This window comes from Streptomyces sp. SCSIO 75703 (genome assembly GCF_036607905.1).
GTDB lineage: Bacteria > Actinomycetota > Actinomycetes > Streptomycetales > Streptomycetaceae > Streptomyces.
Genome location: NZ_CP144555.1, coordinates 1,019,040 through 1,033,105 on the forward strand (window position 1 = coordinate 1,019,040; position 14,066 = coordinate 1,033,105).

Here is a 14,066-nt window from a genome sequence, read left to right on the forward strand (position 1 = left end):
CGTCCCGCGCCCGACGCGGCCGTGTCCCCGTGCCGAGGCGGCCATGTCCTCGCCCCTCCCCTTCGCTCTCCGTCGTTTCCGCAGGTGGCCCCCGGCGCCCTGTCGGCCGAGATGAATTGTTTCCGCGTGACGCGACCAACCGTTCCCTTCTTCTCCCAGGCCATGACGTTCGAAAAGCTCTGGCCGGTCATCCGGTCGGAAGTGGACAAGATCTTCGACAATGGGAAGTTCTCCCATTCCGCCCGCGTGGAATCCCTGGAGAACGCCCTCGCCGCGTACACCGGCGCCCGGCACGTCGTCGGCGTCAACAGCGGGACCGACGCCCTCGTCCTGCTGCTGCGGGCCGCGGGTCTGCGGCCCGGCGACCGGGTCCTCGTACCGGCCTACTCCTTCGTCGCCACCGCCTCCTCGGTCGTCCTCGCCGGCGGCGAGCCCGTCTTCGCCGACATCGACCCGCGGACCTACGCCCTGGACCCGGCGCGGGTGCCGGACGGCGCGCTGGAGGGCACGCGGTTCGTGATGCCGGTGCACCTCTTCTCACGGATGGCGGACATGACGGCGCTCACCGCCTTCGCCCGCGCCCACGGGCTCCAGGTGGTGGAGGACAGCGCCGAGGGGATCGGGATGCGGCAGCACGGCGTCCACGCCGGGCTGCACGGCCGGGGCGGGGTGCTGTCCTTCTTCCCGAGCAAGACGCTGGGCGCGCTCGGTGACGCGGGTGCCGTCCTCACCGACGACCCGGACCTCGCCGGACGCGTCGCGGCGCTGCGCCACCACGGCCGCACCGGCCGCACCCTCGGCCACTTCCCCGGCATCTCCCACGAGAGCGTGTACTGCGGGCACAACAGCAAGATGGACGACCTGCAGGCCGCGGTGCTGCTCGCCAAGCTGACGGTCCTCGACGAGGACATCCGGCACCGCGCCGGGCTGGCGGCGCACTACGGCCGGCGGCTCGCGGGGGTGCCGGGCGTCACCCGGCTCCCCCGCCAGACCGGCGCGCCCGACGAGGTCTTCTACGTGTACCTCGTCGAGACCGACCACCGGGACGCGCTCGCCGCCCACCTGCTCGGCGAGGGCATCGAGACCGAGGTCTACTACCCGCGCCCGCTGCCGTTCCAGCCCTGCTTCGCCGCCCTCGGGCACCGCCCCGGCGACTTCCCGGTGGCCGAGGCGGCGGCCCGCCGCGCCCTCGCCCTGCCCCTCCACGCGGACCTGACCGAGAGCCAGGTGGACCGGGTCTGCGACGCCGTGGCGGCGTTCCTCACCCGGAAGGTCCCCGCATGACCCGCGCCACCGGCACCATCCCCTTCTTCCCGCCCGACCTCTTCCACGAGGACCGCGACACCCTGCTCCGCCTGCTGTACGAGATCGGCACCGGCCGGGAGCAGAGGTTCATCCTGGGCGAGCACACCCGCCGCTTCGAGACCGCGCTCGCCGAAGGGCTCGGCGTCGCCGACGTGGTGGCCTGCGCGAGCGGTACCGGCGCCCTCCAACTCGTCCTCACCGCCCTCGGCATCGGGCCCGGCGACGAGGTCGTGGTCCCCGCCTTCGGCTGCGCGCCGCCGGCCGCCGCCGTCCTGCACACCGGCGCCGTCCCGGTCTTCGCCGACGTCGACCCGGTCACCCTCACCCTGGACCCGGCCGACGCCGCGCGCCGCGTCGGGCCGCGCACCCGCGCGCTGATGCCGGCCCACGTGTTCTCCGTCATGGCCGACATGCCCGCCTTCACCGCCCTGGCCGCCGCCCACGGGCTGCGGCTGGTCGAGGACTCGGCGGTGGCGCAGGGCGCGAGCCTCGGCGGGCGTCCCGCCGGCACCTGGGGCGACGCGGGCGTCTACTCGTTCGTCCAGGTCAAGTCGTTCGGGATGCCGGGCGAGGGCGGAGCGGTGGTCACCGACGACGCGGAGACCGCCCGCCGGGTCCGCATGCTGCGCAACCACGGGCAGGACGGCCGGGAGCGCTTCCTGCACCACACCATCGGCCACAACAGCCGCTTCGACGAGATCCAGGCCGCCTTCCAGCTCCACCGGCTGCCCGGCCTCGCCGCCCGGCTCGCCCGCCGCGCCCGCATCGCCGCCCACTACACCGAGCGCCTGTCCGGCCTGCCCGGCATCACCACGCCCCCGCCCGGCACCGACGGCCGCTGCTACTACGTGTACACGCTGCTCGCCGACGACCGGGACGCCCTGCGCGACCACCTCGCCGCCCACGGCGTCGCCACCCACGTCTACTACCCGCGCGTCCTGCCCGACCAGGCGGCTTTCGCGCCCGTCGCCGCCCGGCGGCGACCGCCCGGCGGGCGCGACGGCGAGGACTGGCCGCACGCCCGGCACGCAGCCGCCCGGCACCTGTCGCTGCCGGTCCACCACCGGCTCACCGACGCCCAGGCCGAGCACATCGCCGACACCGTCCGCGCCCATGCCCTCGGCACCCGCTGACCCCGGGGCCGGCGCCGGTCCCGCACCCCGCCCGTACCACCCGTACCGCCTGTACCGCCCGGAGCCGCACCATGTCCCCTGAGTCCCCTGATCTCCCTGATCTCGACATCGCCGTCGTCGGCGCCGGACTGGCGGGCCTCGCGGCAGCCCACGAACTGCGCCGCGCCGGACACGAGGTGCACGTCTTCGAGGCCGCCGACGCCCCCGGCGGACGCATGCGCAGCCTCCGCCGCGACGGCTACCTGATGGACACCGGCGCCGAACAGATCTCCGCCCGCGGCTACCGCGCCACCTGGCAACTGCTGCGCCGCGCCGCCCTCGGTCCCGACGACGTGCCCCGCATCGGCCGCCCGATGGCCGTCTGGCGCGACGGCCGGCCCCACACCGGCGCCGGCGACCCCCGCGCGGTCCTCACCGGCGCCGGCCTCCCGCCCGCCGCCCGGCTCTCCCTCGCCCGCTTCCTCGGCTGGAGCGCCCGTCACCGGGCCGCCCTCGACCACGACCACGCCGAGGACACCCCCCTCGGCACGGACACCGTCGCGGACCTGGCCCGCCGCTACCACCCCGGCCTGTACGAACGCCTGCTCCAGCCGCTGTCCTCGGCGTTCTTCGGCTGGGACGCCGAACGCAGCGCCGCCGCGCCCCTGGTCGGCCTCCTCCTCGCCGTCGGGCCCGTCTCCTGCTGGCGCGTCTACCGCGGCGGCATGGACCTGCTCACCCGCCGCCTCGCCGCCCCGCTGCACGTGCGTTACGGCCGGGCCGTCGAGGAGGTCGCCGACCACGGCGGCCACGCCCGGCTCACCGTCGACGGGGCCACCCTCACCGCCCGCGCGGTCGTCCTCGCCGTACCCGCACCGGCGGCGCTGCGGCTCCAGCCCGATCCGGCGCCGGAGGCCGCCGGGTACCTGGCCGCCTCCGGCTACCGGCCCATGTACAAGGTGAGTTGCGCGCTGGACCGGCCGCTCTCCCCGCGCGGCGGCGGCTATGTGCTGCTCACCCCCGAGTGCGAGGAGCCGGTCCTGTCCTGCGTCATCTCCGACCACCTGAAATGCCCCGACCGGGCGCCCGCCGGACGCGGACTGATCAGCCTGCTCGCCTCGCCCCGACGCGTCCCCGAACTCGCCGCCGCCCCCGAGCCGGACGCCGTACGCCTGATGACCGAGGCCGCCGAACGCTACGTGCCGGGGCTGCGCCACGCCCTCGTCGCCGCCCACGTCCACGACTGGCCCGAGGCGATGCCCGAGCTGACGCCCCACGCCCTCGCCCTGCGCGGCGGCTTCCTGCGCCGGCCCGCGCGGTGCGTCGAGTACGCCGGCGACTGGCTCGCGGCCCGCCCCTCCAGCGAGGGCGCCGCCCGCTCCGGGGCGCTCGCCGCCTCCCGCGTGCTGGCCCGCCTCGCCCCGCGCACCGCGCCCGCACCCCTCCAGGAGACCGCCGCATGACGCCGTCCGACCCGGGGGTCCTCTTCGACGACCTCACCGACCGGGGCACCGCCACCCACTTCCACCTCGACCGGCCCCTGGACGCGGCCCCGGGCGGCCCCGGCGTCCCCACGACCCGCTGGACCGTGCCCGAACTCGCCGTCCTGGTACGGGAGATGGCCGGCGCCCTCGGCGCGGCGGGGGCCCGGCGGGGCGAGCGGGTCGCCGTCGTCAAGGCCAACCACTGGGACTACGACCTCCTCGCCTGCGCCGCCGTCCGCACCGGGGCCGTCCCCGTCAAGCTCTCCGGCCACCTGCCGGGCGAGTCGCTGCGGGTCCTGCTGCACCGGGCCGCGCCCCGGGTGCTGGTCACCGACCGCTCCATCGTCGACCGGGTCGGCGCGGACGTCCTCACCGGCCCGGCGTGGACGACCGTGCTCCTCGACGCGGACGGCGAAGTGCCCCCCGGGGCGCTGCGGTGGGACGATCTGCGCGGCCACCCGGACCCCGGCCCGCGCCGCCGCCACGACGACGATCCCCTCGTCATCGTCCACACCAGCGGCACCACGGGCACCCCGAAGCTGGTCTGCCACACCACCCGCACCCTCGTCCACGGCCTGGCCCGGTTCGAGACGCTGCCGCTGCCGCGGCTCGGCGTCCGCCGCGACGACAGCCTCTTCAACTCCAGCTCCTACGCGCACGGCCGCACCTTCTGCTGGACCAACGTCGCCCCTGTCCTCGCCCCCCGGCACATCTCGCTCGCCGCCGGGGACCGGCCCGAGGCGGCCGACCTGCTGCTGCGGGCCCATCCGCCCACCGTCGTCGAGGCGCTGCCCTCCCGCTACGTCCGCATGCGGCCCCTCACCGGCCGCCTGGACAACCCGTTCCGGGACGTCCGCACGTACATCAGCACCTACGACGCCGTGCACCCGCCGGTCGTCCGCGCCTACCTGGGGGCCAGCGCCCGGCGCCGGCCGCTGTGGATGCAGGGCTGGGGACAGACCGAGACCGGTCCGCTCACCTTCGCCTTCCACACCCGCCGTTCCGTCGCCCGGACCGCCGGGGGCACCACGACCCTGCGCGGGCTCGGCCGGCCGGTGCCCCTCAAGACCCGTCTGAAGGTCGTCGACCCGGACACCTTCCGCCCGGTGCCGGCGGGCGCGCCGGGGCTGGTCCTGTGCCGGACCAACGCGCTGGCCCCCGACTACGTGGGCGAGTCCGGCCGGTGGGCCGCCAAACGGCACGGCGACTGGTGGAGCACCGGCGACATCGGCGCCGTCGGCCGTGACGGCGCCGTCCGCCTCCTGGACCGCGAGGTCGACCACGGCGACGGGACGAGCTGCCTGCACACCGAGGACGTGCTGGAGGAACGGCTCCCGGAAATCCTGGAGTGCGTCGTCCTGGCCCGCCCCGACGACAAGCCGCTGCCGGTCGTCGTCACCGAGGACGGCCGGCTCGACCCCGCCCGCTGGGACCGGGCCCTCCGCGGGCTGCCCCCGCTCGCCGAACCCGAGGTGCTGACCTGGGACCGGGTCCCGCGCACCGGCACCGGCAAGGTGATGCGCGCCGCCCTGCTCCACCGGCTCACCGGCACGACCGCCACCGGGGGCACGGGCCGGTGGACCTGAACGGGGGGCCGCCGGCGGCGCGGCCCGCGCGGGCGGACGACGCCCGGGGCGGCACGGCCCGGGAAGGGGGGCCTCAGGCACTTCCGGCGCTGCCGGGCACCGCACCGGCCCACGGCTACGTCTTCGACAACGACAGCCCGCACAGCGGCGACCACCACCGGTACCTCGAAGAGGCCCTGGACCCGCTCACCCTCGGGCGGCTCGCGGACGCCGGGGCCGGGCCCGGCATGCGCTGCCTGGAGATCGGCGCGGGGGCCGGCGGCGTCGCCCGCCGCCTGGCCGCGCTCGTCGCCCCCGGCGGGCACGTCACGGCCACCGACCTCAAACCCGGGCGCATCGCCCCCGCCCCGGGCCTGACGGTCCTCGCGCACGACATCGTCACCGACCCGCTCCCGGACACGGGCTACGACCTGATCGTGGCCCGGCTGGTCCTCCAGCACCTGCCCGAGCGGCAGACCGTCCTCGGCCGGCTGGCCGGAGCGCTGCGGCCCGGCGGGCTGATCCAGGTCGACGAGTTCGACGCCGAGCACGAGCCCTGCCTGCTCGCGCCCACGGAGGACGACGCCCGGCTGTACGGGCGGTTCACGGCGGCCAAGACGGCGCTGATGCGCGCCTCGGGCGGCGATCCGGGCTGGGGCCGGCGGGTCGCCGCCGCGCTGCGCGAGGCCGGGTTCACCGCCATCGACATCCGCCCGCACGTCCTGCTGCGCGCCCCCGGCACCCCCGCCCTCGGCCTGCAACTGCACCACCTGGCCCACCTCGCGCCCCGGCTCGCCGAGCACGGCTTCACGCCCGCCGAACTCGCCCGGCTGCGCCGGCTCATGACCGGTCCGGGGTTCGCCGCGGCCACCGGCGTCCTGTACTCCGTGCAGGCCCGCCGCCCTCCCGCGCGGGAGACACCCGACAGCGACCGAAGGAACACCTGAGACAGATGACCGACGAAACGCTCACCCGGACCGCCGCGCCCGAGGCCGCCCCGGCGGCGCCCGCGCGCCCCGGCGGCAGGCTCCGCCTCTACGCCCGGCTGGGCAAACTCGACGTCTACGACTACTACCTGGGCACCTTCATCGTCCTGGCCGCCGTCCTGCTGCCCGCGGGAGCCCTCACCGCACGCACCGGCGCCCTGCTCGGCGTCTTCCTGATCGCCCAGGTCTGCCTGCTGATGGCGCTGGTCGCCTTCGACGACGTCACCGGCTTCCGCGACGGCAGCGACATCACCAACTACGGCCCCGACCACCCGCTGCGCAACGTCCAGCGCAAACCGCTGGTCGCCGGCACGCTGACCGTCCCGCAGGCGCTGCGGTTCGCGTGGTCCTGCGCGCTCGCCGCGCTGCTGCTGTTCGCGGTGACCCACGCGCTCGCCCCGCACCGGCCGGCCTGGACCGCCGCCGGGCTCGCCGTGCTCTGGGCGGGCGCCCTCCAGTACTCGTACGGCGTCAAGATCAGCTATCACGGCTTCCAGGAGGTCTACCTGGTCGCCCTCGGCTTCGCGCTGGTGATCCTCCCGTACGGCATGATCACCGGTGAGGCTCCCGGGTTCCTGCTGGTGCAGGCGGTGCTGTTCGGCTTCGGCCCGCTGATGTTCGGGGTGTACTCCAACACCAACGACGTCGACGGCGACCGCTCGGTGGGCCGGCCCACGGTGGCCGCGCTGCTCTCCGCGCGCGGCAACGCCCGTTTCATCGCCGGCCTGTCGCTGGCCGAGTTCCTGCTCATCGTGGTCGCCGGTGCGACCGGGATCGCGCCGTGGTGGTTCGTGCCGCTGATGCTGCCGGCGAGCCTGCTGCGGCTGCGCCAGTACCTGCTGGGCTTTAGCCGGGGCGACATCATGCGGGCCCGCCGGGTCGGTTTCGCGGTGCACCGCGTCGGCGTGGCGCTGATGGTGGCCTCTCACGTCCTCCTGTGGGGTCTGGAGCGGTAGGGCGGGCGGGCCGGCCGGCGTCCCCGGCGGGGTCCTCGTCGCCGGTGAGGCGGGTGGCGAGGCGGTAGACGACGGTGGAGTCGCGGTACTCGCGGCCCGGCACGACCCTCTCGGGGAGAGCGGTGCGGTCGCTGTGGCTGACCGACTCCCGCCTGCCCGTGCCGGGGAAGCGGACGGCGGTACGGGGCTCGTCCGCGAAGCGGAGCCGGTCGGAGCGGACCTCGGCCCGGAAGGAGATGTCCCCGTCCCGGACCTCCGCCGGGACGGGGGCATCCGCCGGGACGGGGGCATCCGCCGTTCAGGGCGGCTCCTCCCGGTCGTGGGCGGCGCGGCGACGGGCGGGGCGCTCGGAGATCTTGCCGTCCTCGCCGCGGACGCGCCGCGCCCGGCCGGCGCCCGACCGCTCGGCGGCCCGCTCGCGGTGCCCTCGGCGGACCCGGTGCTCGCGCCGCTCGGGGCGGGGGGCGTCGTCGTCCGCCCGTTTCGTCCCGGAGTCACCACGGGTCGCGCGGGCGCCCTCCCCGGCGGTGCCGGTGGTGTCCCCGGCGACCGCCGTGGCTCCCTCGGCGGTGTCCGCGGCGCCCCGGGCGGCCTCTCCCGCCGTGTCGGTGGCCTCGTCGGCGACGCCCCGGGCCGTGCCCGTGGCGTCCTCCGCAGCACCCTTCGCGGTGTCGGTGGTGTCTTCGACCGCGCCCTTCGCCGTGTCGGTGGTGTCCCGGGCCACGCCCTTGGCCGTGTCGGTGGCGCCCTCGACGGCACCCTTGGCGGTGTCGGTCGCGCCCTCGGCGACCCCTCCGACCGCCTGACCGGCCTCGTCCCCGACGTCCTCCACGGCCCGCCCGGCGCCTCCGCCCACGTCCCGCACGGCCTCCCCCGCACCACCGCCCACATCCCGCACGGCCTCACCGGCACCACCGCCCACATCCCGCACGGCCTCCCCCGCACCACCGCCCACATCCCGCACGGCCTCACCGGCCCCGCCGCCCACGTCCTTGACGGCGCTGCCCGCGCCCCGGCCGACGTCCTGGACGGCCTGTCCGGCTCCGGAGCCCAGCTCACCGAGGGTGTCGCGGGCGCCGCCGCCGACGTCCCGCACGGCGGAGCCGACGCCCCGGGCCAGTTCGCGGAGGATCTCGGGGTTGCGGTCCAGGGTGGTGAGGACCCGGTGGATGATCCCGGAGACGTTGTCGAGACGCACCCTGAGCTGGGCCTGCGCCTCGACGCCGGAGATGCCCAGGTGCACCCGGCCCAGGGCGACGTCGGCGCCGACGTTGAGTTTCAGCAGGTCCAGCACCTCCGCCTGGAGGGAGACGCGGGCCCGCAGATCCTCGACGTCCAGGTCGATCTGCTCGACCTTGAGCACGGGGACGTCCAGGAAGACGTCCGGGTCCTCCCCGCTCCGGACCGGGCGGGGCGCGCCGTCGTCCTCGGCGTCGTCCTCGGTGTCGTACGGCTCGGCCTCGGCGTACTCGCCGGAGTCCTCACCGTCGTACCGCTCCTGCTCGTGTTCCTCGGTGGGCGTTTCCTCGCCCTCGGCGTTGCCACGCATCACCGCACCTCTCGGCAGACGGACACTTCCTCCCATCTTGCCCAGACAAGCCCGCCGGGTGCGCGGGGAGCGGGAGGGCGGGCCCGGCCGACGGCACGGCCCCGCCCTGCCCGGGGCGACGGGGTGGACGGGGGCCTGGTGCGCCCGGCGGGCCGGGCCGCCTCCGCCGCGCGCTCAGCGGCGGAGCAGGAGGGAGGTCACGCGGAGGCGTCCGCTGTGGATCCAGACGTCGGAGTACTCCACGGGCCGGTCGTCGGCGAGGTAGGTCACCTGCTGGAGGTACTGCACCGGAGCGCCCTCGGCGAGATCCAGGGAAGCGGCCACGTCCGCACCGGCCGCCTCCGCGCCGAAGGTACGGCGAGCCGTCGCGATCTTCAGCCCGTACGTCCCCTCCAGCACACCGAACAGACTCGCCGAGGTGAAGTCGACCTCCTCGATCCCCGGCGCGAGGTCGGTCCGCACGAAGTTGGACAACAACGCCACCGGCCCCTGCTCGGTACGCCGCACCCGCACCAGACGCAGCACCCGCGTCCCCGCCGCCACGTCGAGCAGCGCCGCCACCGGCCTGGGCGGCGCGATCAGCGCGCACTCACGCACCGTCGTCGTGGTCACCACACCCTGATCGGCGAAATCCTCCGACAGCGTGCTCAGCTTCTGCGCGATCGCCGGCTCGATCGTCGTCGATGTCACGAACGTGCCCCGCCCCCGCACCTGGCGCAGCAACCCCTCCTCGATCAGCGTCGTCAGCGCCCTGCGCAACGTCCCCCGGCTGACCCCGAACTCCTGGGCCAGCTCCGGCTCGCTCTTGAGACGGTAGTGCGGCGGCCACTCGCCGCCGGCGATCCGCAGCCGGATGTGCTCCGAGACCTGGACGTGGATCGCCGTGGGGACATCCCGCCTGATGCCCGGGAGTCCGCCTTTGTCGGCCGTCACAGTGGTCGCATCTCCTTCTCCGCTCTCACCGGGGACGGGTGTCCCTCCGGCGTGGAAGCCGTACCCCGGCCGCGGCGGGCGGCCGGGGTACGGCGGTGGTGTCCGGTCAGTAGCTGACGGTGGACGCGTCACCGGTGTCGCTGATGATCGCCAGGCCGGCGCTGGTCCCGAGCAGGGAGGCGCCCGCCCGCAGGAGGTCCAGGCCCTGGCGGTAGCTCTTGATCGAGCCGGACGCCTTCACCCGGACGCCTTCCCGCGCCCGGTCAACAAGGTAACGAACGCTGGTGGGATTCGCAGTCTCGATCTGGCCGCTGCTGGCGTTCTTCAGGAAGGACGCGCCCGCCTCCATGGCGAGTTCGACCGCGGCCTCCTTCTCGGCGTCGGTCAGCAGCGGCAGTTCCAGCATGACCTTGACGGGCAGGCCGGAGGCGCGCACGACGCCCGCGATGTCCTCGCGGAAGTCGTCGTAGCGACCGCTCTTGAGCCAGCCGACCTGCACGCCCATGTCGAGCTGGTTCGCGCCGAGGCGGGCGATCTCGGCGGCCTCGGCGGCCTTCCCGGCGCTGGTCATGACGCCGACGGTGGGGAAGTCCAGGGCGGAGGCCACCTCGACGCCGGTGCCCTTCAGCTCGGCGACGACGACCGGCAGCCAGGAGGCGGGGACCATCGCCGCGTTGAAGCCGTGGGTGACGGCCTCCTGGGCGTGGGCGATCATCTCGTCGCGCGTCGCATCCGGGTCGATCTTGGTGTGCTGGATGAAGGGCGCCAACTCGGCCGGGGTGAGGTCGAGTTCGGCGGGATTGACGGTGGTTTCGGACACGGGGTGATCTCCCTTGGGTGGGTGGCGGCAGGAGCCCGGCGGATCGGCCGCCGGGTCTTCTCCATGGGCTGCCGCCACGAGTTGACGGTGCCGTCGGCGCCCGCGTGCGGGCCGGCGGCTCAGACCTTGGAGGCGTACTGCTCCGGGACGACGACGCCTTCGCCGCCGAACCAGCGGGGCGCGTCGACGCCGCAGTAGAGGCCGATGTTGCCCCAGGGCTCGAAGGCTCCGGTGCGCACCACGGCCTTGGCCTCGCGGGCGAGGTCGCCGAGGACCTCGGCGTGCGGGCGGGTGGTGAACTCGGCGCCGGCGAAGCGTTCGTGGAGCCAGGAGTCGAGGCGGGGGTTGTGGCTCGGGACGTCCTCGGCGCGCACCACGCCCTCGACGACCAGTTCGTCGGCGATCAGGCCGAGGACGGTGCGCAGGTCGGGCAGGTTCTCGGCGAGGGCCAGGTCGATGCGGTGCGCGTCGCGCGGCACGGGGAAGCCGGCGTCGACGACGAGCAGCAGGTCGGTGTGGCCGAGGGTGGCGAGGACTCCGCTGAGTTCGGCGTTGAGGATGCCGGAGCGCTTCATGGTGGGTTCCTTTCGGGTGGGGCCTGGGGGACCGGCGGGTCTGCGGGGTGCGGGCGGGGTCAGGCCGCGGCCGGGGCCGCTCCGGTGGCGAGGGTCATCACGGATTCCTCGGTGGCGTCGGCGGAGTCGACGACGGCCGCCAGGCGGCCTTCGCTCATCACGGCGATGCGGTCGGTCAGGGTGAGCAGTTCGGGCAGGTCGGACGAGGAGCAGAGGATCGCCAGGCCCTTGTCGGCGAGCGCGGTGAGCTGGGCGTAGATCTCGGCCTTGGCCCCGATGTCCACACCGCGGGTGGGCTCGTCGAGGATGAGCACGCCCGGGTTGATGGCGAGCCAGCGGCCGAGGACGGCCTTCTGCTGGTTGCCGCCGGACAGGCTGGTGATGGGCTGGGTCATGGTGGCGGTCTTGACCCGCAGCCGCTGGGCCTGTTCGGTGGCGGCCGCGTCGAAGGCGCGGCGGCGGATCAGGCCGAGCCGGCTGAACGCCTTCGTGGTGAGGGCGCCGACGTTCTCGCCGACGCTCATGGTGGTCAGCAGGCCCTGGGCGCGGCGCTCGCCGGGGACGAACGCCAGACGGCGTTCGACGCTGGCGATCGGGTTGCGCCGTTCGTAGGGCTCGCCGAGCAGTTCCACGGTGCCGCCGGTGCCGGGGTCCCCGCCGAACAGGTTGTGGAGGAGTTCGACGCGGCCGGAGTCGGGGAGTCCGGCGACGCCGAGGATCTCTCCGGGGCGCAGGTCGAAGGAGACTCCGTGGTGGCGCTTGCCGCTCAGTCCGCGGACCTTGAGGGCCGGTTCGGCGGTGGGCGTGGCGGCGGCGCCGGCCCGGCGGGTGAACTGGCCCAGTTCGCGGCCGACCATGGCGGCGACGGCCTGGTCGGGGGTGGTGTCCTCGCTGCGCCAGGAGGCGACGTGGCCGCCGTCGCGCAGGACCTGGATGTGGTCGGCCAGGCGGAAGACCTCCGGCATGCGGTGGGAGACGTAGAGCATGGTCGTCCCGGCGGCCTTGAGCTTGTCCATGAGGGCGAACAGGCGGTCGGCCTCGGCGGGGGTGAGCATCGCCGTGGGTTCGTCCAGGATGAGGACGCGGCAGCCCCGGGCGATGGAGCGGGCCACCACGATGAGCTGCTGGGTCGCCAGGTCCAGGGTGCGGACGGAGGCGTTCGGGTCCAGGTGGAGGTCGAGTTCGGCGAGGAGTTCGGTGGTGCGCTCCAGCATGCGGCGCCGGGAGGGGAACCAGCGGTTGCCCGGTTCGACGCCGCTGAGCACGTTCTCGGCGACGGTGCGGTCGGGCAGCAGCGACAGTTCCTGGGGCACGATCGCCACGCCGTGCCGGCTGAGCATGCTGGCCGGTTCGAAGGAGGTGACCTCCTCGCCGAACACGGTGACGCTGCCCTCGCTGGGCGGCTGGAGGCCGGCCAGGATCTTGAGCAGGGTCGACTTGCCGGCGCCGTTCTCCCCGAGGAGGGCCGTGATGTCGCCGGCGGGGACGTCGAAGGAGACGTCGCGCAGGGCGCGGACCGGCCCGAAGTTGCGGGTGAGGCCGCGGATCTGGACGGCCGGCCCGCCGGTGCCCGGGTCCGCGGTGCGGTCCGGGCCCCCCAGGGAGGCGTCGCGGGGTGCGGGGGTCATCAGTCCTCCACGGTCGCGTCGGCGAGGTTGTCGCGGGTGACGAACTGGGCGCCGGTGTCCACGCCCTTGATCTCGGTGTCCTTGGTGAGGAAGTCGTGCAGCACCTTGACGGCCTGGTAGCCCTGCTCGGTCGGGTTCTGGCTGATGCTGAAGTTCAGGACGCCGCGCTCGATGTACTCGGCGGTCTGGGTGAGCAGGTCGAAGCCGCCCATGGTGATGTCGTCGGCCTTGCCGGACTGGGCCACCCACTTGGCGGCGGCGGTGGTCGAGCAGCAGTCGAGGCCGGCGACGGCGACCACGTTGGACTGGCCGGACATGGTGGACTCGACGGTGTTGTAGGCGCTGTTGGGCTCGTTGCCGACGTTGACCGGGCCGACGATCTTCAGCCCGCTGCCGTCCAGGCCCTCCTTGAAGCCGTTGAAGCGGTCGTGCGACCAGCCGGCGCCGGTGTCGACGGAGAAGACCACGACGGACTTGCCGTTGACGTCGCCCTTGAGGTCCTTGCGGAGCTGTTCGGCCTGGGCCTTGCCGGAGCCCTTGAGGTCCTGGCCGACGAAGCCCATCTGCTCGGAGTCGGGGTTGTCGGTGTTGAAGGAGATGATCGGGATGCCCGCCTTGTACGCCTGGCTGATGACGGGCTTGAGGGCGTCGCTGGAGGCGGAGGAGACGGCGAGGCCGTCCACGGCCTTCTGCTGGATGAGCGTCTGGATCTCGGAGACCTGCTTGGCGGCGTCGCCGCCGGTGGGGCCGATGAGGGAGACGTCGGCGCCCAGTTCCTTGCCGGCCTTCTTCATGCCGGCGCCGATCGGGGTGGCGAAGGCGAGGGACGGGTCGTGGTAGCTGAGCTTGATGCGCATCGGCTTGTCGTCGTCGATCCGCTGCTGGATGTACGAGGCGAGCTTGAAGGAGCCGTCGCCGGAGTCGCCGGAGCCGCCGTCGGCGGAGGTGACGGCGCCGCAGGCGGTGAGGGAGAGGGCCGCGGCGGCGGCGGTGGCGGCGGTGAGGCTTCTGAGGAGGGTGCGCGGGGACATGGGGGCTCCTTCGTCGAGTCCGTGGGTCGGGAGGCGGGCGGGGGGAGGAAGGGCCGGTGGGGCGGCGGTGGCGGGGCGGTCCGAACCGCCGGGGGCGCCGGCCGCGGGGGTGCGGCTTCCGC

The 14,066-nt window shown here is 74.7% G+C and carries 11 protein-coding genes and 1 pseudogene; 6 read left to right on the forward strand and 6 right to left on the reverse strand.

Going from position 1 to position 14,066, the window contains the following annotated elements; genetic code table 11:
• The first annotated feature begins 126 nt into the window (after positions 1–126).
• From VM636_RS04370 to VM636_RS04395, 6 genes are all read left to right on the forward strand, one after another.
• Entirely contained in the window at positions 127–1,284 is a 1,158-nt protein-coding gene (locus tag VM636_RS04370; protein ID WP_234312743.1) for a DegT/DnrJ/EryC1/StrS family aminotransferase, read from the forward strand.
• Positions 1,281–2,438 (forward strand): DegT/DnrJ/EryC1/StrS family aminotransferase, encoded by a 1,158-nt coding sequence (locus VM636_RS04375; protein ID WP_053913866.1) that lies wholly within the window; start codon positions 1,281–1,283, stop codon positions 2,436–2,438. The genes VM636_RS04370 and VM636_RS04375 overlap by 4 nt, the downstream gene beginning before the upstream one ends.
• Before the next feature lie 71 nt (positions 2,439–2,509).
• Entirely contained in the window at positions 2,510–3,880 is a 1,371-nt protein-coding gene (locus VM636_RS04380; RefSeq protein ID WP_030422208.1) for an NAD(P)/FAD-dependent oxidoreductase, read from the forward strand.
• Positions 3,877–5,487: a class I adenylate-forming enzyme family protein gene (locus tag VM636_RS04385; RefSeq protein ID WP_338483397.1), complete on the forward strand. Its 1,611-nt coding sequence runs from the start codon at positions 3,877–3,879 to the stop codon at positions 5,485–5,487. The genes VM636_RS04380 and VM636_RS04385 overlap by 4 nt, the downstream gene beginning before the upstream one ends.
• On the forward strand, positions 5,478–6,413 hold the full coding sequence (locus tag VM636_RS04390; protein ID WP_338483399.1) for a methyltransferase: 936 nt from the start codon (positions 5,478–5,480) through the stop codon (positions 6,411–6,413). Before VM636_RS04385 ends, VM636_RS04390 begins: the two co-directional genes overlap by 10 nt.
• Before the next feature lie 5 nt (positions 6,414–6,418).
• On the forward strand, positions 6,419–7,408 hold the full coding sequence (locus VM636_RS04395) for a UbiA family prenyltransferase (RefSeq protein ID WP_030422211.1): 990 nt from the start codon (positions 6,419–6,421) through the stop codon (positions 7,406–7,408).
• A 781-nt stretch (positions 7,409–8,189) separates the two neighbouring features.
• Here the strand turns inward: VM636_RS04395 and VM636_RS04400 are convergent.
• The 6 genes and pseudogenes from VM636_RS04400 to VM636_RS04425 form a co-directional block, all read right to left on the reverse strand.
• Positions 8,190–8,957: pseudogene (locus tag VM636_RS04400) on the reverse strand (hypothetical protein); the annotation flags it as partial.
• 174 nt (positions 8,958–9,131) lie between these two features.
• Positions 9,132–9,890, reverse strand: a complete 759-nt coding sequence (locus VM636_RS04405; protein WP_338483402.1) for a GntR family transcriptional regulator — start codon at positions 9,888–9,890, stop codon at positions 9,132–9,134.
• 106 nt (positions 9,891–9,996) lie between these two features.
• Entirely contained in the window at positions 9,997–10,710 is a 714-nt protein-coding gene (deoC, locus tag VM636_RS04410) for a deoxyribose-phosphate aldolase (RefSeq protein WP_030421459.1), read from the reverse strand.
• 119 nt (positions 10,711–10,829) lie between these two features.
• The gene (gene rbsD / locus VM636_RS04415; protein ID WP_030225626.1) at positions 10,830–11,285 is read right to left on the reverse strand and encodes a D-ribose pyranase; all 456 of its coding nucleotides are present in this window, start codon (positions 11,283–11,285) and stop codon (positions 10,830–10,832) included.
• Positions 11,286–11,344: 59 nt separating this feature from the next.
• Positions 11,345–12,913, reverse strand: coding sequence for a sugar ABC transporter ATP-binding protein (locus tag VM636_RS04420; protein WP_030421460.1), 1,569 nt, complete (start codon positions 12,911–12,913; stop codon positions 11,345–11,347).
• Positions 12,913–13,944, reverse strand: coding sequence for a substrate-binding domain-containing protein (locus VM636_RS04425; protein WP_338483409.1), 1,032 nt, complete (start codon positions 13,942–13,944; stop codon positions 12,913–12,915). Before VM636_RS04425 ends, VM636_RS04420 begins: the two co-directional genes overlap by 1 nt.
• Positions 13,945–14,066 lie beyond the last annotated feature (122 nt).